The organism is Microbacterium sp. SMR1, assembly GCF_003289625.1.
Classification (GTDB): Bacteria; Actinomycetota; Actinomycetes; order Actinomycetales; family Microbacteriaceae; genus Microbacterium; species Microbacterium plantarum.
Window position 1 is genome coordinate 385,000 of the sequence record NZ_QMBN01000001.1, and the last position, 23,619, is coordinate 408,618.

Consider the following 23,619-nt stretch of genomic DNA (forward strand, 5'->3'; position numbering starts at 1 on the left):
GGGTCAGCTCTCGCCGCCCGCGTTTCCGCTCGTGCCCGCCGTCACGTCGTGCAGGCGGTAGCGCTCGATCGCCTGCGCCGACAGACCGCGGTCCACGACGCCGTCCTCGGCCAGAGCCTGGAGCGTCCGCACCACGATCGACGGCCCGTCGATCTTGAAGAACCGTCGAGCGGCCGGGCGGGTGTCGGAGAAGCCGAAGCCCTCCGCGCCCAGCGTCGCGAAGCGACGCGGCACCCACGGCCGGATCTGGTCCTGCACGGCGTGCATGAAGTCGCTGACCGCGACGACCGGGCCCTCGGAGTCGTTGAGCTTCTGCGTGACGAAGGCCGTGCGGGGCTCATCGGACGGGTGCAGGAAGTTGTGCTCGTCGACGGCGAGACCGTCACGACGCAGCTCGGTCCAGCTCGTGACCGACCAGACGTCGGCGATCACACCCCAGTCGTCCTTGAGGAGCTTCTGCGCCTCGTAGGCCCACGGCACGCCGACGCCCGACGCGAGCAGCTGCGCGCGCGGCCCGTCGCCCTCGCCGACGCTCACGCGGTGGATGCCGCGGATGATGCCGTCGACGTCGACATCCTCAGGCTCCTTCGGCTGCACCAGCGGCTCGTTGTAGAGCGTGATGTAGTACATGACGTTCGGGTCGGGGTGGTTCCCGCCGTACATGCGCTCGAGACCCGAACGCACGATGTGGGCGATCTCGTACCCGTAGGCCGGGTCGTACGACACAGTGGCGGGGTTGGTCGAAGCGAGCAGGTGCGAGTGGCCGTCAGCGTGCTGCAGGCCCTCGCCGGTCAGGGTCGTGCGGCCGGCCGTCGCGCCCATGATGAACCCGCGGGCCATCTGGTCGCCCGCGGCCCACTGCGCGTCGCCGGTGCGCTGGAATCCGAACATCGAGTAGAAGACGTAGACCGGGATGAGCGGCTCGCCGTGGGTGGCGTACGAGGTTCCGATCGCGGTGAACGCCGCGACGGCGCCGGCCTCGTTGATGCCGACGTGGAGGATCTGACCCTGCGGGCTCTCCTTGTACGCGAGCAGCAGCTCGCGGTCGACCGAGGTGTAGTTCTGCCCGTGCGGGTTGTAGATCTTCGCGGTCGGGAAGTACGCGTCCATGCCGAACGTGCGCGCCTCATCGGGGATGATCGGCACGATGCGGTGGCCGAAGTCCTTCGCACGCAGCAGGTCCTTGAGCAGTCGGACGAACGCCATGGTGGTGGCGATCTCCTGCGTGCCCGAGCCCTTCTTCGGCAGCGCGTACGACTCGTCGCCGGGCAGCGTCAGCGGCGCGTGCTTCGTACGACGCTGCGGCAGGAAACCGCCGAGCTCACGGCGACGCTCGAGCATGTAGCGGATCGTCTCGTCCTCGGCGCCCGGGTGGTAGTACGGCGGGAGGTACGGGTTCTCCTCGAGCTGCGCGTCGGTGATCGGGATGCGCATCGAGTCGCGGAAGTGCTTGAGGTTCTCGAGCGTCATCTTCTTCATCTGGTGGGTCGCGTTGCGGCCCTCGAAGTGGTGACCGAGACCATAGCCCTTGATCGTCTTCGCAAGGATGACGGTCGGCTGGCCCTTGTGCTCCATCGCCTGCTTGTAGGCGGCGTAGACCTTCTGGTAGTCGAGACCGCCGCGGCGGAGCTTGCCCCAGATGTCGTCGTCCGACCAGTCCTTCACGAGCGCCGCTGTGCGCTCGTCGCGCCCGAAGAAGTGCTCGCGGATGAACGCGCCATCCTCGGCGCGGTAGGTCTGGAAGTCGCCGTCGGGGGTGGTGTTCATCAGGCGGACGAGGGCGCCCTCGTCATCCTGCGACAGCAGCTCGTCCCAGCCGCGTCCCCAGACGACCTTGATGACGTTCCAGCCCGCGCCGCGGAAGTACGCCTCGAGCTCCTGGACGATCTTGCCGTTTCCACGGACCGGGCCGTCGAGACGCTGGAGGTTGCAGTTGATGACGAACGTGAGGTTGTCGAGTCCCTCGTTGGCTGCGACCTGCAGCTGACCGCGGCTCTCGACCTCGTCCATCTCGCCGTCGCCGAGGAAGGCCCAGACGTGCGAGTCGGACAGGTCCTTGATGCCCCGGTTGGTGAGGTACTTGTTGTTCATCGCCTGGTAGATGGCGTTGATCGGACCGAGACCCATCGAGACCGTCGGGAACTGCCAATAGTCCGGCATCAGACGGGGGTGCGGGTACGACGGGATGCCGTCGGGCGCCTTCGACGCCTCCTGGCGGAAGCCGTCGAGCTGGCTCTCGCTGAGGCGTCCCTCGAGGTACGAGCGGGCGTAGATGCCGGGTGAGGCGTGGCCCTGGATGAAGATCTGGTCGCCGCCGGACGGGTGGTCGGGGCCGCGGAAGAAGTGGTTGAAGCCGACTTCGTAGAGAGAGGCCGACGACGCGTAGGTGGAGATGTGTCCGCCCACACCGATGCCGGGGCGCTGTGCGCGGTGCACGGTGACCGCGGCGTTCCAGCGGATCCAGCGACGGTAGCGACGCTCGAGCTCTTCATCACCGGGGAACTCCGGCTCGTTCTCGGGCGCGATGGTGTTGATGTAGTCCGTCACCGGCACCTGCGGGACGTTGAGCTGCAGCTCGTGCGAGGCCTGCAGCAGGCTCAGCATGATCTCGCGACCGCGACCCGAGCCCTTCGCATCGACCAGCTGGCGCAGCGACTCCTGCCATTCACCGGTCTCTTCCGGGTCGCTGTCCAGGGCGTCCTGGGAGTAGGGGTCTTGATCGTTGACAGTCACGGGCGACCTTTCTCGTATGGCAGATCGTGCCAGGTAATCACCACGGGCAGGGCGCGGGCATTGTCGGGCGCGCACAAGCACCGCACGACAGCCTACTCACGCTCGGAGGGGTCGGCGCTCTCGTACACTGAGAGCAGGGGCCTATAGCTCAGTTGGTTAGAGCACCTCGTTTACACCGAGGGAGTCGGGAGTTCGAGTCTCTCTGGGCCCACATGAAAGCCACCCCCGCAGATCAGCTGCTGCTGCTGGACATCGCCCGCCTCGACGCGCAGGCGCGCGGAGCGGAGGCCGCGAAGCGCAATCCGGCTCAGGCGGCGCGTGTCAACGAGCTGCTCGCACGCCGTCAGGAGCTCTCCGTCGAGCTGACCGGCCTGCTCGGCAATCGCGACGACATCGAGGCCGAGCTCAAGCGCATCGCATCGGACGTCGCCGTCGTCGACGCTCGAGCGGCACGCGATGCCGATCGACTCGCGGCGACCTCGAACCCGAAGGACGCCCAGGGCCTCGAGCACGAGATCGCTTCGCTCGCCCGCCGTAAGAGCGAGCTGGAAGACGCGCAGCTCGAAGCCATGGAGCGCCTCGAGGCCGCGGAAACCGCGGTCTCCGCACAGCAGGCCCTGATCGCCGAGGTCAATGCCGAAGGCGGGCGGTTGAGCGCCGAGGGCAAGGCCGCCGTCGCGGACGCCCAGGCTCGTCTCGACGCGGCCACCCGTGACCGCGCGGCGGTCGCGGCCAAGGTGCCCGCGGATCTCCTGGCACGCTACGAGTCGCTCGCCGAGCGGACGCCGGGCGCCGGCCTCCTGCAGCGCCGCACGTGCGGCGGGTGCCACATGGAGCTCTCCGGAACCGACCTCAAGGCGATCGGGCAGGCTGCCGCCGACGAGGTCGTGACGTGCCCCGAGTGCGGCTGCATCCTCGTCCGCACCGACGAATCCGGTCTGTGACCCGTCGATGATCACACCGCGCGCCCGGTGGCGCGCGGTGGGACGCCGCAACGACGGAGACGTCGACATCGCGGTGGTGGATGCCGCCGGCGCGGTGATCGAGCGCGGCCGCGTCGCCGCCGGCGAGCTGGCGGGTGAGATCGCAGCCGACCCCGATGCGCGGTGGATCTGGTCCGACACCACGGCCTGGTACCACGACATCCTGGCCGCCGGCGTCCGGGTGGCGCGGTGTCACGACCTGCGCCTGTGCCATGCGATCCTCCGTGGCAGCTCGCTCGTCACGGAACCGGCACAGCTGCAGGCCGCGACCTCCTGGGATGCTGCGCCCGAAGACCCGGTGTCTGACCGCGACGTCCTCTTCTCGCTCGAGCCGGCTGCTGACGCCCTTCCGCATGACCTCGACGCGACGCTGGCGGAGTTCGCGCGTCATGCCCGGGCGATCGAGAGCGCAACCGACCCCGGCCGACTGCGCCTGCTGACGGCCGCGGAGTCCGCCGGAGCCCTCGTCGCGGTCGAATTGCATGGCGCCGGCGTCCCGTGGAGTCGCGAGGTGCACGACGCGATCCTCGCGGACGCGCTGGGCCCGCGTCCGCGACCGGGTGAGCTTCCGAGTCTTGTGCGCGACTTGGCCGACCGGGTGCGGAAGGCGCTCGGCGACCCGACCGCGAGCCTCGACTCGCAGCCGCGCCTGCTGCGCTCGCTGCACCGGGTGGGTGTGCTGGTCGAGTCGACGAGCAAGTGGGAGCTCCGACGTCACGAGCACCCGGTCATCGAGCCGCTTCTGGCCTACAAGCGTGCGATGCGGCTGTTGAGCGCCAACGGCTGGGCGTGGATGGACGAATGGATCCCGACCGACCGGTTCCGTCCGGTCTACGTGCCGGGAGGGGTCGTCACGGGCCGCTGGGCGTCGTCCGGCGGGGGAGCGCTGCAGCTGCCGAGGATGCTGCGCCCCGCGGTGCGAGCCGACCCCGGATGGCAGCTGGTGGTCGCGGACGTCGCTCAGCTCGAGCCGCGCATCCTCGCGGCGATGTCCGGCGACCTCGCCCTCGCCGAGGCCGCGCGGGGGCGCGACCTCTACGAGGGCATCGTCGCCCGCGGCACCGTGCCCTCGCGTCAGGAGGCGAAGATGGCGCTGCTCGGCGCGATGTACGGCGCGACGACCGGAGACAGCGGGCGGCTGGTGCCGTCGTTGCGCCGCGCGTACCCGCGCGCGATGGCCCTCGTCGATGACGCGGCGCGCGTGGGAGAGGAGGGCGGCTCGGTGCGCACGCTGCTCGGTCGCACCAGCCCGGCGCCGTCCGCGGCGTGGCGCGAGCTCCAAGCGGATGCCGCCGAGCCCGAGGCCTCCGATGCCATCAAGACGCTCGCGCGATCACGGGCGCGCGAGCGCGGCCGCTTCACCCGGAACTTCGTCGTTCAGGGGACGGCGGCCGAATGGGCGCTCGCCTGGCTCGCCGACCTCCGGCAGCGCCTCGCGGCTTTTCCGAGCGTCGGAGACCACCCCGTCACGGGGCGCGCGCACCTCGCGTTCTTCCTCCACGACGAGATCATCGTGCACACCCCCGTCGAGCACGCCGAGTCCGCCGCGGCAGCCGTCCGCGACGCCGCAGACGCGGCAGGACGACTGCTCTTCGGCTCGTTCCCCCTCGACTTCCTGCTGGACGTGCGCATCGCGGAATCCGCCGACAAGAGCTGACGACGGGCGAGGGTGAGCCCGCCGGTAGACTCGACGGGCGAATGGGTCGGCTGGACGGTCGCGTGGCGGGCAACCGCACCGAGGAACGTCCGGGCTCCACAGGACAGGACGGTGGGTAACGCCCACCCGGAGTGATCCGCGAGACAGTGCCACAGAAAGCAGACCGCCGGCGTCCGCGCCGGTAAGGGTGAAAGGGTGGTGTAAGAGACCACCGGGGTCGTGGTGACACGACTCGCACGGTAAACCTCGTCCGGAGCAAGGTCAGACAGGGGATGTTGACGCGGTCCGCTGAGTCCCCGGGTAGACCGCTGGAGCGGCACGGCAACGTGTCGCCGAGAGAGATGACCGTCCACGGGGCTCACGCCCCCGGACAGAACCCGGCGTACAGGCCGGCCCATTCGCCCCGCCCGCCTCACGTCAGGCGCACTTCCGCGCAACAGGCGCGGGTCGAAGAGCGCGCGATGCGCGGAAGTGCGCCCGAAGCGGCAGCTGCCGGCGAGACCTCGCCGTGCGGGGTCAGTGGGCGGTCGTGCCGGCGAGGTCTTCCGTCGTCTCGTCGAGGACACCGGGGCGTTCGCCCGCGAGCGCGAGGGCCGCTGCGCCGATGATGCCGGCATTGTTGCGGTGGACGGCGGGCACGATCGGCGTCTTCAGGTCGAGCAGCGGCAGGAACTTGTCGGCATGCTTGGACACTCCACCGCCCACGACGAAGAGATCGGGGGAGAAGAGGAACTCGATGTGGCTGTAGTACCACTGCAGGCGCTCGGCCCACTCGGGCCAGTCGAGCTCGTCGCGCTCCATCGCCGAGTACGCGGCCCAGGCCTCGGCATCCTTGCCGTGTTTCGCCCGGTGCACGTGCCCGAGCTCGGAGTTCGGGATGAGCACGCCGTTGTAGATCATGGCCGAGCCGATGCCGGTGCCGAGCGTCGTCAGGATGACGAGCCCGTCCTGGTCGCGCGCGGCGCCGTAACGCAGCTCGGCGACGCCGGCGACATCCGCGTCATTGGCGAAGTGGATCTGACGGCCGAGGCCCTTCTCGAAGAAGCTCTCGGCTTCGAAGTCGATCCAGGTGTCGGCGACGTTGGCCGCCGAGAGGGTGCGGCCGTTCTTCACGATCGCGGGGAAGGCCACGCCGAGCGGCACGTCGCCCGCGTCGGTCACCTCCAGCCGGTCGAGCACGACCTTGACGGCATCCAGGACGTCTTCGGGCTCGGCGCCCTTCGGGGTGGCGACCTTGATGCGGTCGGTCAGGAGCTCGCCCGTCGACAGGTCGACGACGGCTCCCTTGATGCCGGTTCCGCCGATGTCCACTCCGACGGCCCGCGTCGCACTCGCACTCATACGGCTCAGCCTATCGAGCGCGAGCCGGTCGGATTAGGCTCGGGCTGAGCGCCACCGCAGGCGCAGTCTGGAGCGACCATGCCCGAGAGCCACGACGAGTACTGGTACAACCTCACGACGCACGAGGTCGAGCGCGGCAAGCAATCGCCCGGCGCTGATCGTGCCGGACCGTTCGCCTCCGCAGAGGAGGCGGCGCGGGCGCCGCAGATCATCGCGCAGCGGGCGCAGGCGTGGCGCGAGGATGAGGCTCGGGAGGACGACTGGGGCACGCCGCCGTCGGAGGGCGCTCGCCGCCAGTAGTCTGGGATCCGACCCTGTCTCGGAGAGGACGCGATGGACAAGCAGCGGGACTTCGTACTGCGAACGATCGAGGAGCGCGGCGTCAAATTCGTGCGGCTCTGGTTCACCGATGTGATCGGCACCCTGAAGTCGGTCGCGATTGCGCCGGCAGAGGTCGAGGGTGCTTTCGCGGAGGGCCTGGGCTTCGACGGCTCGGCCATCGAGGGACTGACCCGAAGCTACGAGTCTGACCTGCTCGCGCACCCCGACCCGACGACGTTCCAGCTCCTGCCCTGGCGCGGCGAGATCGACCCCACCGCTCGGATGTTCTGCGACATCACGACGCCGGACGGCCAGCCTGCCGTCGCCGACCCGCGCAACGTGCTCAAGCGGACCCTCGCGAAGGCCGCGGACGCCGGGTTCACCTTCTACACGCACCCCGAGATCGAGTTCTACCTGCTGAAGTCGTCGTCGTACGGGCCCGACGGTCCCGAGCCGGTCGACTCCGCCGGCTACTTCGACAACGTCCCCGGCGGCACGGCGCATGACTTCCGCCGGCGCTCGGTGCGGATGCTCGAAGACCTCGGCATCTCGGTCGAGTACAGCCACCACGAGGGCGGCCCGGGCCAGAACGAGATCGACCTGCGCTACGCCGACGCCCTCGCGACGGCCGACAACATCATGACCTTCCGGACCGTCATCAAGGAAGTGGCGATCGAGCAGGGTGTCTACGCGACCTTCATGCCGAAGCCCCTCAGCGGCCACCCGGGCAGCGGAATGCACACCCACATGTCGCTCTTCGAGGGCGACGTGAACGCGTTCTACGAAGAGGGTGCGCAGTACCAGCTCTCGCAGACCGGTCGACAGTTCATCGCCGGTCTCCTCCGTCACGCCAACGAGATCTCGGCGGTCACCAACCAGTTCGTGAACTCGTACAAGCGTCTGTGGGGCGGCGACGAGGCCCCGAGCTTCATCACGTGGGGTCACAACAACCGCTCGGCGCTCGTGCGCGTGCCCATGTACAAGCCGAACAAGAGCCAGTCGTCCCGCGTGGAGTATCGTGCGCTCGACTCGGCTGCCAACCCGTACCTTGCCTACGCACTGCTGCTCGCAGCGGGACTCAAGGGCATCGAAGAGGGCTACGAGCTTCCCGCCGAGGCCGAGGACAACGTCTGGTCGCTCACCGATTCGGAGCGTCGGGCCCTCGGTTACGCGCCGCTTCCCGCGAGCCTCGATCACGCTCTCGAGTACATGGAGGAGTCCGAGCTCGTCGCCGAGACGCTCGGCGAGCAGGTGTTCAACTACGTGCTGCTGAACAAGCGTCGCGAGTGGCAGAACTACCGCGCCCAGGTGACGCCGTTCGAGCTCAAGAGCAACCTGGAGATGCTCTGAGGCCATGACCCGGTCACCTCGTTCGACCGGGCTGACGGGGCTGGCCCGCGCGGGTTTCGACGATCTCGGACGGGCTGACGCCGACCTCGCCGAACTCGCCGACCTGACGGGGGTCGACCGGGACGAGCTGATCGCGTCGGCCGAGGCCGCCGCGGACCCCGATTCGGCGGTGTCGGCGCTGTTGCGCATCGCTCGGCGCGACGCATCGATCGTGACCGACTCGTTGCGACGCCGGCCCGCCGCGGTGTGGTCGGTGCTCGGCGCGTCGCTCGGGCTGGCCGACTTCTACCTGCGGCATCCCGAGGAGCTCGCCGATCTCGCCTCCGAGGGCGACGGGCTCCCGACACGCGACGAGTTGATCGTGCAGATGCTGGATGCCGTCGGCGCCGAGGACGGCTTCGCGGCGTCCTCGGGTGATGACGCCTGGGTCGCACTGCGGGTGCGTTACCGCCGGATGCTGGCGCGCATCGCCCGGTTCGACCTCGCGGCATCCGACCCGACGATCATCCTGCACGCGGTCGCCGCGGCCCTCGCCGACGCGGCCGGCGCCGCCCTCGAAGCATCTCTCGCCGTGGCACGCAGCAGGCTCGTCGCGGGTGTCGCGGGTGCCGGCCGTTTCGAGCGCGACGCGGTCGCTGCGACGCGCCTCGCCATCATCGGAATGGGCAAGTCCGGGGCGCGCGAGCTGAACTACGTCAGCGACGTCGACGTCATCTTCGTCGGCGGATCGGCCGACGAAGACACCGTCTCGGAGTCGCAGGCCGTGGAGATCGCGACGCGGCTGGCGATCCAGACGATGCGCGGCATTTCGGAGGTGGAGATCGAGCCGCCGCTGTGGGAGGTCGATCCGAACCTGCGCCCGGAAGGGAAGCAGGGCGCGCTCGTACGCACCCTCGACTCGCATATCGCCTACTACGACCGCTGGGCCAAGAGCTGGGAGTTCCAGGCCCTGCTCAAGGCCCGCCCGCTGGCCGGTGACGTGCAGCTCGGCGAGCAGTACGTCGACGCCGTGCAACCGATGGTGTGGGCGAGCGCGGCCCGCGAGAACTTCGTCGAGAGCGTGCAGAAGATGCGCGAGCGGGTGACCGACCACATCCCTCCGGCCGAGGTCGCGCGGCAGCTCAAGCTCGGGCCGGGCGGCATCCGCGATGTCGAGTTCACCGTCCAGCTGCTGCAGCTCGTGCACGGCGCGACCGACGACCGTATCCGGGAGCGCTCGACGCTCGACGCGCTGGATGCGCTCGTGTCGGAGGGATACATCGGACGCGAGGACGCGTCGCGCTTCGCGCTCGACTACCGGCGTCTGCGCGTCATGGAGCACAGGCTGCAGCTGCGCGAGCTGCGCCGGACCCATCTCATGCCCGAAGACGGGGCGGCCCTGCGCACGCTCGCGCGGTCGTCGCGCATCGGCGACGGCGGCGACCGGGTCGTCGCGGTGTGGGAGGAGATCAAGCGCGAGGTGCGCGAGATCCACGTGCGGCTGTTCTACCGGCCGCTGCTCTCGGCTGTCGCGGCACTGCCCGCTGACGAGCAGACGCTCTCGCCCGAGGCGGCGAGGGCGCGTCTCGCCGCGATCGGGTTCCGTGATCCCGCGGGCGCGCTGCGGCACATCGGAGCTCTGACGAGCGGCCTCAGCCGCAAGGCCGTCATCCAGCGGCACCTCATGCCGGTCATGATCCGCTGGTTCGCCGACGGGGTCGATCCCGACTACGGGCTGCTGGCGTTCCGACGCATCAGCGAGCGACTGGGGAACACGCCGTGGTTCCTCCGGATGCTGCGCGACTCGTCGGGCGCCGCCGAGAGTCTCACCCGCCTGCTCTCGGGCTCCCGCTACGTGGGCGAACTGATGGAGTGGATCCCCGAGTCGATCGCCTGGCTCGACTCGCCCGATCAGCTGCGGCCCCGACCCGGATTCGTGCTGCAGGAAGAGGCGCGGGCCATCCAGACCCGGCATGCCTCGATCGACGACGCGATGTCGGCGGTCCGCGCCCTCCGGCGGCGTGAGCTGCTGCGCCTCGCGATGGCGGCCGTCGTCGGTGAGCTGTCGATCGAAGAGCTCGCCGAGGGCCTGACCACCATCACGGAGGTCACCATCCAGGCGACGCTGCGCGCCGTGCGGCGCGAGGTGGTACCGCCCGAAGACGACCGCCTCGACTTCTCCGTCATCGCGATGGGGCGTTTCGGGGGTTCCGAGCTCGGGTTCGGGTCGGATGCCGACATCATCTACGTCTTCGACGCCAACGGCGTGCCGGCGCAGCGCGCTCAGGAACTCGCCCTCCAGCTCGTTCAGGGCGTGCGCCGATACTCCGAGGATCACCGCCTGCCGCTCGAGCTCGACGCGGGGCTGCGACCCGAAGGACGGAACGGCCCGCTCGTGCGCTCGCTGGAGTCGTACGCGGAGTACTACCGACGCTGGTCCCTGTCATGGGAGGCGCAGGCCCTTCTGCGCGCTCGTGGCGTCGCCGGCAGTGTGACGCTCATCGATCGCTTCCTCGCCCTGGCCGATGACCTGCGCTATCCGGTGGCCCCCGATCCCCAGGGTCTCCGCGAGATCCGGCGCATCAAGGCCCGGGTCGAGAGCGAGCGACTGCCCCAGGGGCAGGACCGCTCCCGGCATCTGAAGCTCGGTCCCGGCGGTCTGAGCGACGTCGAGTGGCTCGTGCAGCTCATCCAGCTCGAGCACGCCCACCGGGTGCCGGGCCTGCGCACGACCTCGACCATCGCGGCCCTCGAGGCGGCCGTCGAAGCCGAGCTCATCCCGCGCGATGCCGCGGAGAAGCTCGCGGCGGCGTGGCGGCTGGCCAGTCGGCTCCGGTCGGCGAACACCCTGCTGTCGGGACAGACGAGCGACGTCCTGCCGACCGATCGCGGACGCTTGGACGGAATCGCTCGTTTGCTGGAGTATCCGGCGCGATCGGCGACCGTCGTGGAGGAGGATTGGATGCGCGCTGCGCGTCAAGCCCGCCGCGTGTTCGAGAAGCTCTTCTACGGCTAAGGGGAAACATGTCGGTTGGTCTGCTGGCTGTCGTCGACGACATCCTGAGCGCGGCGCTGCGCGCCTCCGCGAAGTCGGCGGGTGTCGTGATCGACGATGCCGCCGTGACGCCGCAGTACGTGCAGGGGATCACGCCCGCCAGAGAGCTGCCCGTTGTGGCGAAGATCGCGCTCGGGTCGATCGCGAACAAGTTCCTCATCATCATCCCGGTGGCGCTGTTGCTGACCGCGTTCGCGCCGGCCGTGCTGCCCTTCCTCCTCATCCTCGGCGGCATGTTCCTCTGCTACGAGGGAGCCGAGAAGGTGCTGGAGTGGTTCGGTGTGCACCACGGGGCGGACGACGACGGTCCGCGCGACGAGAAGAAGCTCGTGCTCGGCGCCGTCCGCACCGATCTCATCCTGTCGGCCGAGATCATGCTCATCTCACTGTCGAATCTCGACGAGGGGATGGGCATCTGGCAGACCCTGGCGGTCCTGGCGGTGATCGCTCTGCTCATGACGGGAATCGTCTACGGCGCCGTCGCCCTGTTGGTGAAGATCGACGACATCGGCCTGCGGATGGCGAAGAACCCGTCGTCACGCGTCCGGCACACCGGCATGCGGATCGTCCGATCGATGCCCGCCGTGTTCCGTGTGATCAGTGTCGTGGGAACGGTCGCGATGCTGTGGGTCGGCGGACACCTCGTGCTCGCGAACCTCGGCGAGGTGGGCGTGGCCTTCACCCTCGACCTGCTGCACGGGGTGGAGCACCTTCTCGAAGCCGCGGGCGGTGCGGTCGTCTGGATCGGTGAGACCGCCGTCTCGGCCGTCGCCGGGCTGCTCGTCGGGCTCGTGATCGTCGGGGTGCTGACCGTGATCCGGCGCCTCCGCAACGGCGAACCGCAGCACGCCGGAGGCGCTGGCACGCACTGAGCGTCAGTGCTCGCCGCGCTCGGCGTCCGGAATCCGGTCCTGCTCCGCCTCGACGGGATCGGCGTCGAGGTCGGGCACGATCGAGGTGTCATCGCGATCGGTGTCCTGCGCGGCGGGGTCGGCGATGGGCTGCTGGTCACGGGACGCGTCGGTCATGACAGCAGTCCACCGCGGCGGCGGCATCCGGTCACGGTGGTTGACACGAAGTCAAGCCGCCTGCTCACGGCCGATGCGTCTCATAGCCTGACGGAATGATGACGTCCGCGACGCTGCCCCGCGCGGCGGGTGTCGAACCTTCGCAACGTCGCTTCTGCGTCTATGGACTGGAGTTCCGCGTCTGGAGTTCGGACGCGATCGCGTCCTTCCCGGCTATCGTGCTTCTTCACGGTGTGGGGATGTCGCATCGGTCGTTCCTCCGGCTGCACCCGCTGCTCGCGCGGACTGCAGCCGTGCACAGCATCGATCTGCCCGGCTTCGCGGGCCTGCCGGTGCCGGACCGGAACGTGCCGGTCGCCATGATGGCCGATGCGCTTGCGGAACTGCTCCGCCGCGTCGTCGGCCGACCGGCCGTGATCGTCGGGCACTCGATGGGAGCGCAGTGGGCGACCGAGACGGCGTCGCGGCATCCGGACCTGGTTCGTGGCCTCGCGCTGATCGGCCCGGTCGTCGACGATCAGCACCGCACGCTGGCCGCGCAGGCGGCGGCGCTGGCCCGCGATGGACTGCGCGAGCCGCCGCGGGTGAACGTCCGCGTCACGCTCGACTACTTCCGCACCCGCCCGCGCTGGTTCTTCGCGCAGGTCCGCCATATGCTCGCCTATCCCATCGAGGACCGCGTGGCGGTGGCCGAGGTCCCGACGCTTCTCGTGCGCGGCGGCCGCGACCCGATCGCCGGCGACGCGTGGGTCGAGCGCCTCGCCGGCCGAACGGCACGGGGCAGCGTCCTGGTCGTGCCGGGGAGAGGTCACCACGTGGAGCGCACCGCGGCGGAGCCCGTCGCTCGCGGCATCCTCGCCGTGGCCGCGACGAGCGAGCAGGGGGAAAGCCCGTGAGCTTCCGCCCCGTGAGGAATGCCGTGTGGTGGGTCGCGGACTACGCCTATGCCGCCGCGTGGCAGGTTCGCGCCTTCTTCTCGCGGACGGATCCCGGCGACTTCGGGTCGGGAGATGGTAGACCCGTCGTGGTGCTGCCCGGCGTCTACGAGACGTGGCGGTTCCTCCAGCCGCTCATCACTGAGCTGCACGATCGCGGACATCCGGTGCACGTCATCACCGCGCTGGGGCGGAACCGCTGGCCGGTGCTGCGTGCTGCCCGCCACGTCGCGGAGTACCTGCAGCGGCACGACCTTGACGACGCCGTGATCGTCGCGCACAGCAAGGGCGGACTCGTCGGCAAGCAGGTCATGGTGGATGCCGCTGTCGGCAGCCGCGTCCGGGGCATGGTGGCCGTCGCGAGCCCGTTTGCGGGGTCTGTGTACGGTCGGCTCATGCTCGTGCCCGCGCTGCGTGCGTTCTCGCCGAGCGCGCCCGGAATCCTGGCGCTGGCGCGCGAAGTCGCACCCAACGCGCGCATCGTGTCGGTCTACGGCGAATTCGACCCTCACATCCCCGGCGGAAGCGAGCTCGACGGCGCGCGCAACGTCCGACTGGAGACCGGAGGACATTTCCGGATCCTCGCGCACCCGCGGGTCATCGCCGAGGTCGTGCGGTTGGCCGAGTGAAGCCTGTCAGTTGATGATCTCGGCGCGTTCGGCCGCCATCCGATCGACCCGCTCCCGCCACGTCTGCAGCGCCTCGGCCGACAGGCGGGTCCAGTCGGTGACTTCGGCGACGACGCGCAGGGGAGCGGCGGAGCGGTACGACTGCGTGGGGTTGCCGGGGAACTTCTTGTCGGTGACGTTCGGGTCGTCCTCGAACTCGCCGGTGGGCTCGACGACATAGACGTGCGGTTCACCCGGGACCGGGGCGATCTCCGCCGCGAGACCGGCGCCGTCTTTCACCGCTGTGAAATAGACGTGGTTCATCGTGATCTCCGGGCGATAATTCGATGGGAAGCCCGGGGTGAGCAGGTCGCCGACGCGAAGCGAGGCCTTCGTACCGTGGAAGAACGGTCCGGGGATGTCGGTGAGATTCACCCGATCAGGATCGCCGCGGACTGCGGCGCTCGCAGGTCCTCGAGCGCTCGTCGTGGTCCAGACGTCAGACGCCGAAGTGCAGCTCGGCTTGAGGATCGGAGATCCGGAGGGTGCTCCACTGGATCGTGCTCCCCTGCAAACGCAGGGAAGTGCGATGCTGAGCATAGGGCGGGCCGCTGCCGTGGCTGTCCGAGTACCTGTCCGTTCTGCCGATTCTCGGTCGCCCAACGGGGCTTCCTGGGCATCTACGGGACGTGTCGCCTACCTGCTTGGTATCTGAGCCGACCACCCTCGCCTCTGGACTCCCCAAGAGCTTGCCGACTACGCGGGCATCCCCATCAGGACGCTCGCCGATTGGCGGACGGAGAGCGCGCGCATCCGAGGTCTCGGATTGCCGTTCGTCGCACTCTCGGCGCATAACGTCCGCTACCGCGATGAGGATATCGAGGAGTTCATCGCAGGGCGGATCGTGGCTCCGATGGATAGGGCGGCCGACTGATGGCGCGGCCGAAGCGCACGCTCGGCGAACTCGGCAAGGTGTGTGGTCGCCATCTCGGTGGCGTGTTGGCCTAGCGATTCGCCAGGACGCACCGGCGAAGTCGCGCCGGGGAAGAGAGGTAAACCTCGCGCTGGCCATTCCATGGTGACCTCTCGAGGCGCGGTGGCCGCAGCATCTTGAAGAGTACGTTCACCACGAGTGCAGCTCGCGGGGCAGCATCCCTCCTGCAGCGCGATGCCGGCAGCACGGCGCGCGGTGTGCTCCGTCGGATGCCGGCCGCGTGTTGCGGGCTCATCCCAATCGAGGGTGTAGCAATTGGGGTCTGAAGCCGCCGGTCTCGAGCAACGACCTGGCGATGTAGTTGGTCAGGTTGCGGAACCCGAGCGCGGAGCCACGGAGATGCTCGAGCCGGCCGTTGATCGCCTCCGTCGGTCCGTTGCTGGTGCCAGGCCGGTCGAAGTAGGCCAGCACGTCGGCAGCACGCTTCTCCAGCGTACGCCCCAGCGTGATGACTTCGACCAGCGTCTTCGGCACTTCAGTGCTGATCGCCTCATCCGCTGGTAGATGCCCCAGGTCGCCTCGACCTCGACATGACCCTCGTCGGCGAACAGGGCGGTGAGACTTTCGATCTGCATGTCGGTCAGCAGCCCCGCACCGGTGTGCAGAGTCCGACGGGACTTGTAGAGCGGGTCGTCCTTGAAGCCGCGGTGGCCGTGCATTGCGAGCTGCACCCGGCGCCGACAGCGGTCCAGAGCGTCGCCGGCCAGGCGCACTACGTGGAAGGGATCCATGACCGCAATCGCGTCGGGGACCTCTTCGGCAGCGGCGGTCTTGAAGCCGGTGAAGCCGTCCATCGCAACGACCTCTACGCCATTGCGCCATGGGTTAAGCCGATCGGCGAGCCAAGTCTTGAACGCATGCTTGGATCTGCCTTCGACCATGTCGAGCAACCTGGCTGAGCCGGTGCCGTCGCGGACCGGGGTGAGGTCGATGATCACGGTGACGTACTTGTCGCCGCGCCGGGTGTGGCGCCACACGTGCTCATCGACGCCCAGCACGGCGACGCCGTCCAACCGATGCTCGTGGTCGATCAGGACGCGCTTGCCTTCGGCCAGGACCGCGTCGTTTGCGGTGTTCCAGGCAACTCTGAGCCCTTCAGCGACGCGAGCGACGGTCAGGTGCTGGACCACGATTGCCTCCAGAGCCCACCGCAGTCCGCGGCGCGAGAGTTTGGCCCGCGGCTCAGCTGCAGCGTGGGTGTCCTGGCGCCAGACGTGTCCGCATCCGGTGCATCGGTAACGTCGGATCGTGACCAGGAGTGTGGTGGGTCGCCACCCGAATGGTTCGTGGGCCAGTTCTCGGGTGACGGTGTCACGGGGTACGCCTTCGCATCCGCAACGGCGGCACCACTGATCTGGCTCGACCACCCGGCAGGCCAAGACTGTGCGACTTGTCTCGTGGCGTTGTCCGGTGGCTTCGAGGCCGAGTTCGTCGAGACGGGCGAACCGTGTCAGGTCGGGGTCGGAGAAGAGTTCTGGCACGTGGGGATCTCTGGTTCGCGGCCCTGACCTTCGTGTATAGCGCTGGGTTACGGGAGTGGCGTACGGCGGCTCGGCGCCGGCGCGAGTGTCGTGAGAGCTCCCAGTACTGCGTGGGCGATGGCGTTGGCCTGAGCCTCGGGGCCGCCGGTGCCAATCCAGACGAAGGTCGGCATCGTGGTTTCGCTCGATCTGTTACATACTGGTGGTGCGGCAGCAGACCAGAGGGCCTGCACGGGCGGTCTGGGGCAGCGCGGAAGGGCGGACGAGATGGCGATAGCGAGAACGATCAGCGGGCCGTGCCGGGCGTGGCCGGAGGAGAGTGCGTTCATCCGCGAGGTGCTTGACCGGATCGGCGACAAGTGGACGGTGCTGATCATCAGCACCTTGGGCTCGAAGCCGCTGCGCTACTCCGACCTTCAGGCCAGCGTCCCGGGGATCTCGCAGCGGATGCTCACGGTGACGTTGAAGGCGCTGGAGCGTGACGGCCTGCTCACCCGTACAGCGTACGCCGAGGTGCCGCCGCGGGTCGAGTACGACCTGACCCCGCTGGGCCGATCGCTGCTTGAGGCGGTGATGACGCTGGCCGGCTGGGCGGCGAACCATCACGAGGAGGTCGCCGCCAGCCGCCGTACGCACGAGCTGATCGGCGTCGGCCGGCAGAAGGTCAGAGGATGATCACGATCTTGCCGCGGACGCTGCGGTTCTCCAACGCAGTGAAGGCGGCCGCGACCTCCTCCAGGGGGTAGGTGCGACCCACGCGCGCGGTGATGGCGCCCGTGGCGAGGTAGGCGGTGAGCTGGCGCAGGACGCCGTCGGACTGGGCGGCCTGTCGGATGGCCGTAAGGCCGAGCTCATCTGCCCTGGCTTGATCGATCGCGCCGCTGACGCTGACGAGGGTGCCACCGCGCCTGAGGATGCCGTAAGCCTTGTCCAGGGGAGCGCCGCCCACGCCGTCCAGGACGGCGTCGAAGTTGCGCAGGTGCTCGGAGAAGTCGGTGTTGGTGTGGTCAAAGACCTCATCAGCGCCGAGCTCGCGGACGAGGTCGAGACCGTCGCCACTGGCGGTGGTGGCGACGTGCGCACCGAGGTGCTTGGCCAGTTGGATGGCCGCCGACCCGACCGCACCCGAGCCGCCACTGATGAACACCTTCTGGCCGGACCGCACCTTCAGGTTGTTGACGATCGCCTCGACGGCGGTGGTCCCGCCGACCGGCATCGACGCGGCGTCGACGAAGCTCAGCTCACCCGGGATCGGTGCGAGGTTGCCGGACTGGACGAGAGCCTGCTCGGCGATCGCGCCGCTGCCGCCCAGGAGGGTGTAGGCGTTGCCGTAGAGGCGGTCGCCGACGGCGAAGTCGGTCACGTCCGGGCCGACGGCGGCGACCACGCCGGCCACATCGCCGCCGAGGGTGGCGGGGAACTGCAGCGGCATGACCGCCTGGGCGTGTCCGGAGCGGAGCGTCGCATCGAGTGGGTTCAAGGCCGCGGCCTGGACCTTGATGAGGACCTGGCTTCCGGCGGGAGCCGGGAGGGAGACGTCGGCGATGGTCAGGACGCCGTTGTCGCCGTACTCGGTGATCTGCAGTGCACGCATGGATGCGGTTCCTTCTGTCGGGTTGGGCTGGGGGTTGGGGACTTCGCAGTAATCGCTGCCGGGCTCGCAGAAGCCGTTCGGTTCGGCGTCGAGGACCTTCAGCACGGGGACTGGTCTCTGCTCGCTCATGCGGACGTTGCCTCGGAGGCCAGGACTTCGAGCGACTGGTCGAGGGCCCGGCCGTAGGCGGCCACGGACTGGGCGCCCGACGCTGCGATCCGGCGGCCGAAGACGGTGAACGGCACCCCCTGCGCGCCCAACGCCGCGCCCTCGGAGGCATCGGCCCGGACCTCGGCCGCGAAGTCGTCGCCCGCGAGGACCTGCCGTACGCGGTCCCCGTCGAGGCCGAGGGACCGCGCCACCTCGACCATGACCTCAGGGTCGTAGGGGTCGATGTCTCCAGCGAAGAACCGGTCCTGAATCTGGGAGAAGAATTCCAGGCCCTTGCCGGACAGCTCGGCGAAGTGCGTCACACGGTGCAGGTCAAACGTGTTGGCGTTCATCCGATCGAGGTCGAACTTCAGGCCCTCGCGCTGAGCGATCGCCTGGATCCGCTTCTCCGCCTGAAGGGCGACCGAGGGGTCGCCGCCGTGCTTGCGCATGAAGACGGCTGCGATGGGCTCGGGCCCCTTCGGCGAGTCGGCGTTCAGCTCGAACGAGCGGATCTTCATCTGGAAGCGGTCCGCGTCGGGCCGCGCCTCGATCGCGCGTTGAAGCCGGTGCTTGCCGACGTAGCACCAGGGACACCCTAGATCGGCCCAGACCTCGACGACGACGGGGGCCCGTTCGACTGTGCCGTTCTGCTCCACTCTCATCACCTCACTATTGGTTCGTAACCCCATTGTGAGTGTGTGGCACCAGGCTTACAAAAGGCACTTTCGAGTGCGTGACGGGCTCCCGGCGTTGACTACACCGTCATCTGTGAAGAGCCCCCAAAATTGACTAAGCTAATGCTGGTCGGAGGGCGGTTTGCCCCGAGATTTCAAGCAACCAGCCACGGGCACACAACGTGCAGGGGGTCAGGGATTCGAGTCCCTCGGGTCCCTGCGACGACTCGCGAGTCGTCGCATGACATCGGCTACCGCGACGCGAGTCGCAGTACCTGATGTCTTCGCTTACGAGCGTTGGACTGCGCCGCGCGAGTGGGCTGACGCCGACGGCAATCGAGGGGCCGACATCGTCGAGTACCGGCCGTAGAACGTGTCGTGCCGAGTTGCCCGTCCGGGGGGCTGCACGAATAACACCGCGGGGCCGGGAATCGCGGACGGAGACGCCAAGCGCCGTCAAGGACTGGCTGCCCGCGAAGTTCCGGGTCTCCTTTAGCCGTGATGCCCTGCGCGACTACGCCGCGGGCCGCCCGTCCCGAGGGACTTCGTGCGACTGATGAAGACATTTGAGGCGATCAGCGCCGATGGCCACGGACGAGGCTTACCTCCGAGGGAAAGGGACCGACCGGCGCGGCACCGGCCGGCGATCTTCAGTTGCTGCGCCGCGATTGACTCGTTGAGCTCACCGACCCCTTCGATCCGCAGGGTGCCGGTACCAGATGACGTTCCACCGGCGGCGGCCGGCCGGGAGCTTGCCGTCTGAGTCGACAACCTCCTCGCGGTCTCCGACGATGATCGAGAGGCGTTGGAGTTCGTCGGCACTCTGCTCGCGCTTCGCCTCGAGCTCCCGGATCTTCTTGGTTCGTCGGTCGCCCGACATCGCTGGGAACAGGGCGCCCGACCGGTGGCCGGAGAGTTCACATTCGAGGTTCGCCTGGACGGCCTCCCGCTCGAGCAGCGCGTGCCGCGCCCTCTCGCGTTCGGCGTCGGCGGTCGAGCCGAGATCGGCGAGCTCCCGCAGGGAAACCCGGCGCGGGGCGCTAGTCGGCGTTCGCGAAAAACAGGTTTGCGCTGGCCCCGCGCCTGCCGGCAAGCGGGTGCATCTGGCCGACCGAGGTCGCGCCAACGTGACCCACCACCCCCGTGGCACGGTGGCCCGTCGGCGGAGAGTTCAGCGGGTCAGCCGAAGGCGCTGGTGTCCCTCACCGCGCAGGCCAGCACCGAGGTCGCGAGCATGATCGCGATGGTGGCGTTGATGCGGTTGTACTGCCGCTCGGTCACGGCGTGAACGGTGGCGTTGCGGCGGAAGCCCGTGCCGGTGTGGTCGACGTCGAACTGGCCACGCATAACCGTCTCAAGCGGCAGCAACGACAGCGCGAGGCGCCACCCGTCCGTGAGCAACTTGTGATTCCACGTCGGGTTCACCAACGTGCTTCGCGGCACCCCGAGCGCGGGGGCGATGAAGTGGCCGACGAGCGTGTCGAGGATGTTGGTCGCGAGCGCCTGCGCGGCGTCGGTGTGAGCGTCGCGCAGCGCAGCGGTGGCTCGACGAAGCTTGTCGGCGTACCTCAGTGCGCGGGGTGCCGGCAGCCCGCCGAGCACGTCGTCGCAGTCGTTCAGGATGCCACGCCAGTTGTTGGAGATGATCCGTCGACGCGCACGCGCATCGGGCGCACCCAGCAGGAGCTGCACGACCCGTTCGCTTGGCACCCAGCCGAGCGGGATGCCGTCGGCGAGCACCGCGCGGATGGACTCTTCGGCGTCGTCGGGATCGAGGTCGATGTCCACCCAGTTTGACGGAACACGCTGCAGCTTCAGCGACCTGAGAAGCGGGTCGACATCGAAGTCGGTGATGAACGACGGCAAGCCGATCTGCAAGCCGAAATCCGGCATCGCGATCGCCGGGAGTATCGCCCGCAACTGCGCGTCCGTGAACAGATTGCCGGTGAACGACCCGACCCCGGTGAGTCCGGGAAAGTCTTTCATCCAGCCGGTGTCGGTCAGGGCCGGAATGCTCTCCAGCCATGCGGCGCCGGCGAGCCCCTGGTAGTCCTTCACCCCTGCGGAGGCGTCGATTGCGGAGGAGATCAACTGCGATGTCGCAGCATTCGTTCCTGGCACGAAGGAGGCGTTGCTAGTGAGGCCCGTGACCTTCAGCCAGGCGGACCCGAAGACACCGGAGTCGGACGTCTGGCCGAGGAGCCGTGTCACGGAGTCGCTGAGCTTCAGCGTCGAAATCTGCTGCATGAACGGGCTGATCAGAGACCGCGTGAAGTCGTCGTCGAAGATTCGTCCCAGCGACCCCGAGGGGAGTACACCCTTGAACGCTTCCAGATCCTTCGGGTCCAGCGCCTCGCCGTCGTGGCCACGAATCGTGAAACGGCTGCGCGTGTGCCGCGGGGTCTCTTCCGAAGTGTCGTCGGCCGGCACGTCGCCCTCGTCGGCGGACGCCTCTTCTTCGCCCTCGTCGAAGGGTTCGTCGTCAGATGGGGCGATTAGGGCGGCCATCCAGCCAGCGAACCACACGCTGCGAGCCCGCCGCGCCTCGCCCGTGCCTGTTGCCGTCGCTGCGCTTGCGCGGAAGCGGTCATCCGCACGGTCTGAGAACCTGTCCGTTTACTTCCCGTAGCCGTCCGTAAAGTTCGAAGATCGACTGAGCCCCAGACGGCATCTGCTGTCTGGGGCTCAGTAAATTGCTGGCCTCGGAACCGGGAGTGCGGTCCCTGAGACTCCTCGGAATCAGACGCCGAAGTACAGCTCGTACTCGTAGGGGTGAGGACGCGCGTTGATCGGCTGGATCTCGTTCTCGATCTTGTACTCGATCCAGGTCTCGATCAGCTCGGGCGTGAAGACGCCGCCGGCCAGCAGGAACTCGTGGTCGTTGCGCAGCGCCTCGAGGGAGTCGAGCAGCGAGTTCGGAACCTGCGGGATGTTCTTGGCCTCCTCGGGCGGCAGCTCGTAGAGGTCCTTGTCGACCGGCTCGTGCGGCTCGATGCGGTTCTTGATGCCGTCGAGGCCGGCCATCATCTGAGCGGCGAAGGCGAGGTACGGGTTGCCCGAGGCGTCCGGGGCGCGGAACTCGATGCGCTTGGCCTTGGGGTTGGTGCCCGTGATCGGGATGCGGACGGCCGCCGAACGGTTGCCAGCCGAGTAGACCAGGTTGACCGGAGCCTCGTAGCCCTTGACCAGACGCTTGTACGAGTTGAGCGTCGGGTTGGTGAACGCCAGGACCGCGGGAGCGTGCTTGAGCAGGCCGCCGATGTACCAGCGTGCGATGTCGGAGAGACCGCCGTAGCCCTTCTCGTCGTAGAAGAGGGGCTCGCCGTTCAGCCACAGCGACTGGTGGGTGTGCATGCCCGAGCCGTTGTCGCCGAACAGAGGCTTGGGCATGAAGGTCGCGACCTTGCCCCACATCTCGGCGGTGTTCTTGACGATGTACTTGAACTTCAGGATGTCGTCCGCCGAGTGCACCATGGTGTCGAAGCGGTAGTTGATCTCCTGCTGTCCACCGGTGCCGACCTCGTGGTGGGCGCGCTCGAGCACGAGGCCCGACTCGATGAGCTTGAGCGAGATGTCGTCGCGCAGGTCGGCGGTCTTGTCGACGGGCGAGACGGGGAAGTAGCCGCCCTTGTACGCGGTCTTGTTGGCGAGGTTGCCGCCCTCTTCGACGCGGCCGGTGTTCCAGGCGCCCTCTTCGGAGTCGACGGAATAGAAGCTCGAGTTCTGCTTCACTTCGTAGCGCACGTCGTCGAAGATGTAGAACTCGGCCTCGGGCGCGAAGAACGCGGTGTCGGCGATGCCGGTCGAGGCGAGGTACTTCTCAGCCTTCTTCGCGACCTGCCGCGGGTCCTTGGCGTAGATCTCGCCGTTGCGCGGGTTGTAGATGTCGAAGATCATGATCAGCGTCTTCGCCTCGCGGAACGGGTCGACGTAGGCCGTCGAGACGTCCGGGATCAGCTGCATGTCCGACTCGTGGATGTTCGCGAAGCCGCGGATCGACGAGCCGTCGAACAGCTGACCGACCGTGAAGAACTCCTCGTCGACGGTCGAGGCCGGGATGTTGAAGTGCTGCTGCACGCCAGGAAGGTCCGTGAAACGGATGTCGAGGAACTTGACGTCCTCGTCCTGGATGAACTTGAGCACCTCGGAAGAATCTTTGAACATGGAGTCTCCAAGATCGGGTGAGGAACAGCCTGGAGTCATCCAGACCTCTTCGAACCTATCGGCATCCAGTTGCCCGGCAGTATCTCGGATGTTTCCGGGATGTTACGCGGCCGGCCCCGTTTAGGCTGGACGGGTGCCCGAATCCCTGCGCGAGAACACCTATCCCGGCGAGCGGCTGGGGCGTCCCGAGCACGGGCCCGGCAGCGTCGGCCGCCTGGGACGGCGGCTCGCGGCTCTGGTGATCGACTACGCCGCGGCCACGCTGCTCGCGACGGCGTTCCTCGGTTTCGACCAGTTCGCGCTTCCGGGCGAGGCGGGAGTGACGCAGTTCGCGCCGATCACCGTCTTCGCCGCGCTCCAGGTCATCTTCATCCCGCTCATCGGGGGCAGCCCGGGTCACCGCATCGTGGGCCTGCGCCTCGAGCTCCTGCACGGCGGCTGGACGGGCCTCTGGCGTCCGATCATCCGGACGCTGCTCCTCGTCCTCGTCATCCCCGCCGTCGTGTTCGATCCCGACCAGCGGGGCCTCCACGACAAGGCGGCCGGCACGATCCTCGTCCGGGCCTGAT

19 protein-coding genes, 1 tRNA gene, 1 other RNA gene and 1 pseudogene are annotated in these 23,619 nt (G+C 68.4%); 12 read left to right on the forward strand and 10 right to left on the reverse strand.

Features of this window, described 5'->3' with window-relative positions:
• Window positions 1–3 precede the first annotated feature (3 nt).
• Window positions 4–2,733, reverse strand: coding sequence for a pyruvate dehydrogenase (acetyl-transferring), homodimeric type (aceE, locus tag DO944_RS01875; protein ID WP_112614116.1), 2,730 nt, complete (start codon window positions 2,731–2,733; stop codon window positions 4–6).
• Between the two features lie 137 nt (window positions 2,734–2,870).
• Between aceE and DO944_RS01880 the strand changes: the two genes are divergently transcribed.
• From DO944_RS01880 to rnpB, 4 genes are all read left to right on the forward strand, one after another.
• Window positions 2,871–2,944: transfer RNA gene (locus DO944_RS01880), tRNA-Val, on the forward strand.
• A 1-nt stretch (window position 2,945) separates the two neighbouring features.
• Window positions 2,946–3,677 carry a zinc ribbon domain-containing protein gene (locus DO944_RS01885; protein ID WP_112614118.1) on the forward strand — a complete coding sequence of 244 codons (732 nt, stop codon included), beginning with the start codon at window positions 2,946–2,948 and terminating at the stop codon, window positions 3,675–3,677.
• Window positions 3,678–3,684: 7 nt separating this feature from the next.
• Window positions 3,685–5,373: a bifunctional 3'-5' exonuclease/DNA polymerase gene (locus DO944_RS01890; RefSeq protein ID WP_112614120.1), complete on the forward strand. Its 1,689-nt coding sequence runs from the start codon at window positions 3,685–3,687 to the stop codon at window positions 5,371–5,373.
• A 42-nt stretch (window positions 5,374–5,415) separates the two neighbouring features.
• Window positions 5,416–5,774: RNase P RNA component class A (gene rnpB, locus DO944_RS01895), an RNA gene on the forward strand.
• Between the two features lie 115 nt (window positions 5,775–5,889).
• On the opposite strand, the gene ppgK is transcribed toward rnpB, so the two are convergent.
• Window positions 5,890–6,714 carry a polyphosphate--glucose phosphotransferase gene (ppgK, locus tag DO944_RS01900; protein WP_112614122.1) on the reverse strand — a complete coding sequence of 275 codons (825 nt, stop codon included), beginning with the start codon at window positions 6,712–6,714 and terminating at the stop codon, window positions 5,890–5,892.
• Between the two features lie 78 nt (window positions 6,715–6,792).
• Here ppgK and DO944_RS01905 point away from each other — a divergent pair, with 78 nt between their 5' ends.
• The 4 genes from DO944_RS01905 to DO944_RS01920 are packed head-to-tail and all read left to right on the forward strand — an operon-like array spanning window position 6,793 to window position 12,291.
• Window positions 6,793–7,014 (forward strand): SPOR domain-containing protein, encoded by a 222-nt coding sequence (locus DO944_RS01905; RefSeq protein WP_112614124.1) that lies wholly within the window; start codon window positions 6,793–6,795, stop codon window positions 7,012–7,014.
• Window positions 7,015–7,047: 33 nt separating this feature from the next.
• Window positions 7,048–8,385: a type I glutamate--ammonia ligase gene (gene glnA, locus DO944_RS01910; RefSeq protein WP_064956796.1), complete on the forward strand. Its 1,338-nt coding sequence runs from the start codon at window positions 7,048–7,050 to the stop codon at window positions 8,383–8,385.
• 4 nt (window positions 8,386–8,389) lie between these two features.
• On the forward strand, window positions 8,390–11,380 hold the full coding sequence (locus DO944_RS01915) for a bifunctional [glutamine synthetase] adenylyltransferase/[glutamine synthetase]-adenylyl-L-tyrosine phosphorylase (protein WP_112614126.1): 2,991 nt from the start codon (window positions 8,390–8,392) through the stop codon (window positions 11,378–11,380).
• A gap of 8 nt (window positions 11,381–11,388) precedes the next feature.
• Complete coding sequence (locus DO944_RS01920; protein ID WP_112614128.1) at window positions 11,389–12,291, forward strand: DUF808 domain-containing protein; 903 nt, start codon at window positions 11,389–11,391, stop codon at window positions 12,289–12,291.
• Window positions 12,292–12,294: 3 nt separating this feature from the next.
• On the opposite strand, the gene DO944_RS15610 is transcribed toward DO944_RS01920, so the two are convergent.
• Window positions 12,295–12,447: a hypothetical protein gene (locus DO944_RS15610; protein WP_181574118.1), complete on the reverse strand. Its 153-nt coding sequence runs from the start codon at window positions 12,445–12,447 to the stop codon at window positions 12,295–12,297.
• Between the two features lie 95 nt (window positions 12,448–12,542).
• On the opposite strand from DO944_RS15610, the gene DO944_RS01925 reads away from it, so the two are divergent.
• A complete protein-coding gene (locus tag DO944_RS01925; protein ID WP_112614130.1) occupies window positions 12,543–13,343 on the forward strand; it encodes an alpha/beta fold hydrolase in 801 nt (266 codons plus the stop codon).
• A gap of 11 nt (window positions 13,344–13,354) precedes the next feature.
• Window positions 13,355–14,011, forward strand: coding sequence for a triacylglycerol lipase (locus DO944_RS01930; protein WP_112615081.1), 657 nt, complete (start codon window positions 13,355–13,357; stop codon window positions 14,009–14,011).
• 6 nt (window positions 14,012–14,017) lie between these two features.
• Here DO944_RS01930 and arr read toward each other — a convergent pair whose 3' ends face one another.
• Together arr and DO944_RS01940 are read right to left on the reverse strand one after the other, a co-directional pair.
• Entirely contained in the window at window positions 14,018–14,425 is a 408-nt protein-coding gene (gene arr / locus DO944_RS01935; protein WP_258524529.1) for an NAD(+)--rifampin ADP-ribosyltransferase, read from the reverse strand.
• Window positions 14,426–15,215: 790 nt separating this feature from the next.
• A pseudogene (locus tag DO944_RS01940) lies at window positions 15,216–16,465 on the reverse strand (ISL3 family transposase).
• Window positions 16,466–16,612: 147 nt separating this feature from the next.
• On the opposite strand from DO944_RS01940, the gene DO944_RS01945 reads away from it, so the two are divergent.
• Window positions 16,613–17,140, forward strand: a complete 528-nt coding sequence (locus DO944_RS01945; RefSeq protein WP_309300088.1) for a helix-turn-helix domain-containing protein — start codon at window positions 16,613–16,615, stop codon at window positions 17,138–17,140.
• Here the strand turns inward: DO944_RS01945 and DO944_RS01950 are convergent.
• The 5 genes from DO944_RS01950 to glnA (DO944_RS01970) all read right to left on the reverse strand — a co-directional run bounded on the left by DO944_RS01950 (window position 17,130) and on the right by glnA (DO944_RS01970) (window position 23,050).
• Window positions 17,130–18,188, reverse strand: coding sequence for an NADP-dependent oxidoreductase (locus DO944_RS01950; RefSeq protein ID WP_112614136.1), 1,059 nt, complete (start codon window positions 18,186–18,188; stop codon window positions 17,130–17,132). The genes DO944_RS01945 and DO944_RS01950 overlap by 11 nt on opposite strands.
• A complete protein-coding gene (locus DO944_RS01955) occupies window positions 18,185–18,874 on the reverse strand; it encodes a DsbA family protein (protein ID WP_112614138.1) in 690 nt (229 codons plus the stop codon). The genes DO944_RS01950 and DO944_RS01955 overlap by 4 nt, the downstream gene beginning before the upstream one ends.
• A gap of 694 nt (window positions 18,875–19,568) precedes the next feature.
• Window positions 19,569–19,979 (reverse strand): hypothetical protein, encoded by a 411-nt coding sequence (locus DO944_RS15525; RefSeq protein ID WP_146751991.1) that lies wholly within the window; start codon window positions 19,977–19,979, stop codon window positions 19,569–19,571.
• Window positions 19,980–20,065: 86 nt separating this feature from the next.
• Window positions 20,066–21,394 carry a hypothetical protein gene (locus tag DO944_RS01965; protein WP_112614142.1) on the reverse strand — a complete coding sequence of 443 codons (1,329 nt, stop codon included), beginning with the start codon at window positions 21,392–21,394 and terminating at the stop codon, window positions 20,066–20,068.
• Window positions 21,395–21,625: 231 nt separating this feature from the next.
• On the reverse strand, window positions 21,626–23,050 hold the full coding sequence (glnA, locus tag DO944_RS01970) for a type I glutamate--ammonia ligase (RefSeq protein WP_023951345.1): 1,425 nt from the start codon (window positions 23,048–23,050) through the stop codon (window positions 21,626–21,628).
• Between the two features lie 133 nt (window positions 23,051–23,183).
• On the opposite strand from glnA (DO944_RS01970), the gene DO944_RS01975 reads away from it, so the two are divergent.
• Window positions 23,184–23,618 carry an RDD family protein gene (locus DO944_RS01975; RefSeq protein ID WP_258524530.1) on the forward strand — a complete coding sequence of 145 codons (435 nt, stop codon included), beginning with the start codon at window positions 23,184–23,186 and terminating at the stop codon, window positions 23,616–23,618.
• The last annotated feature ends 1 nt before the right edge of the window (window position 23,619 follow it).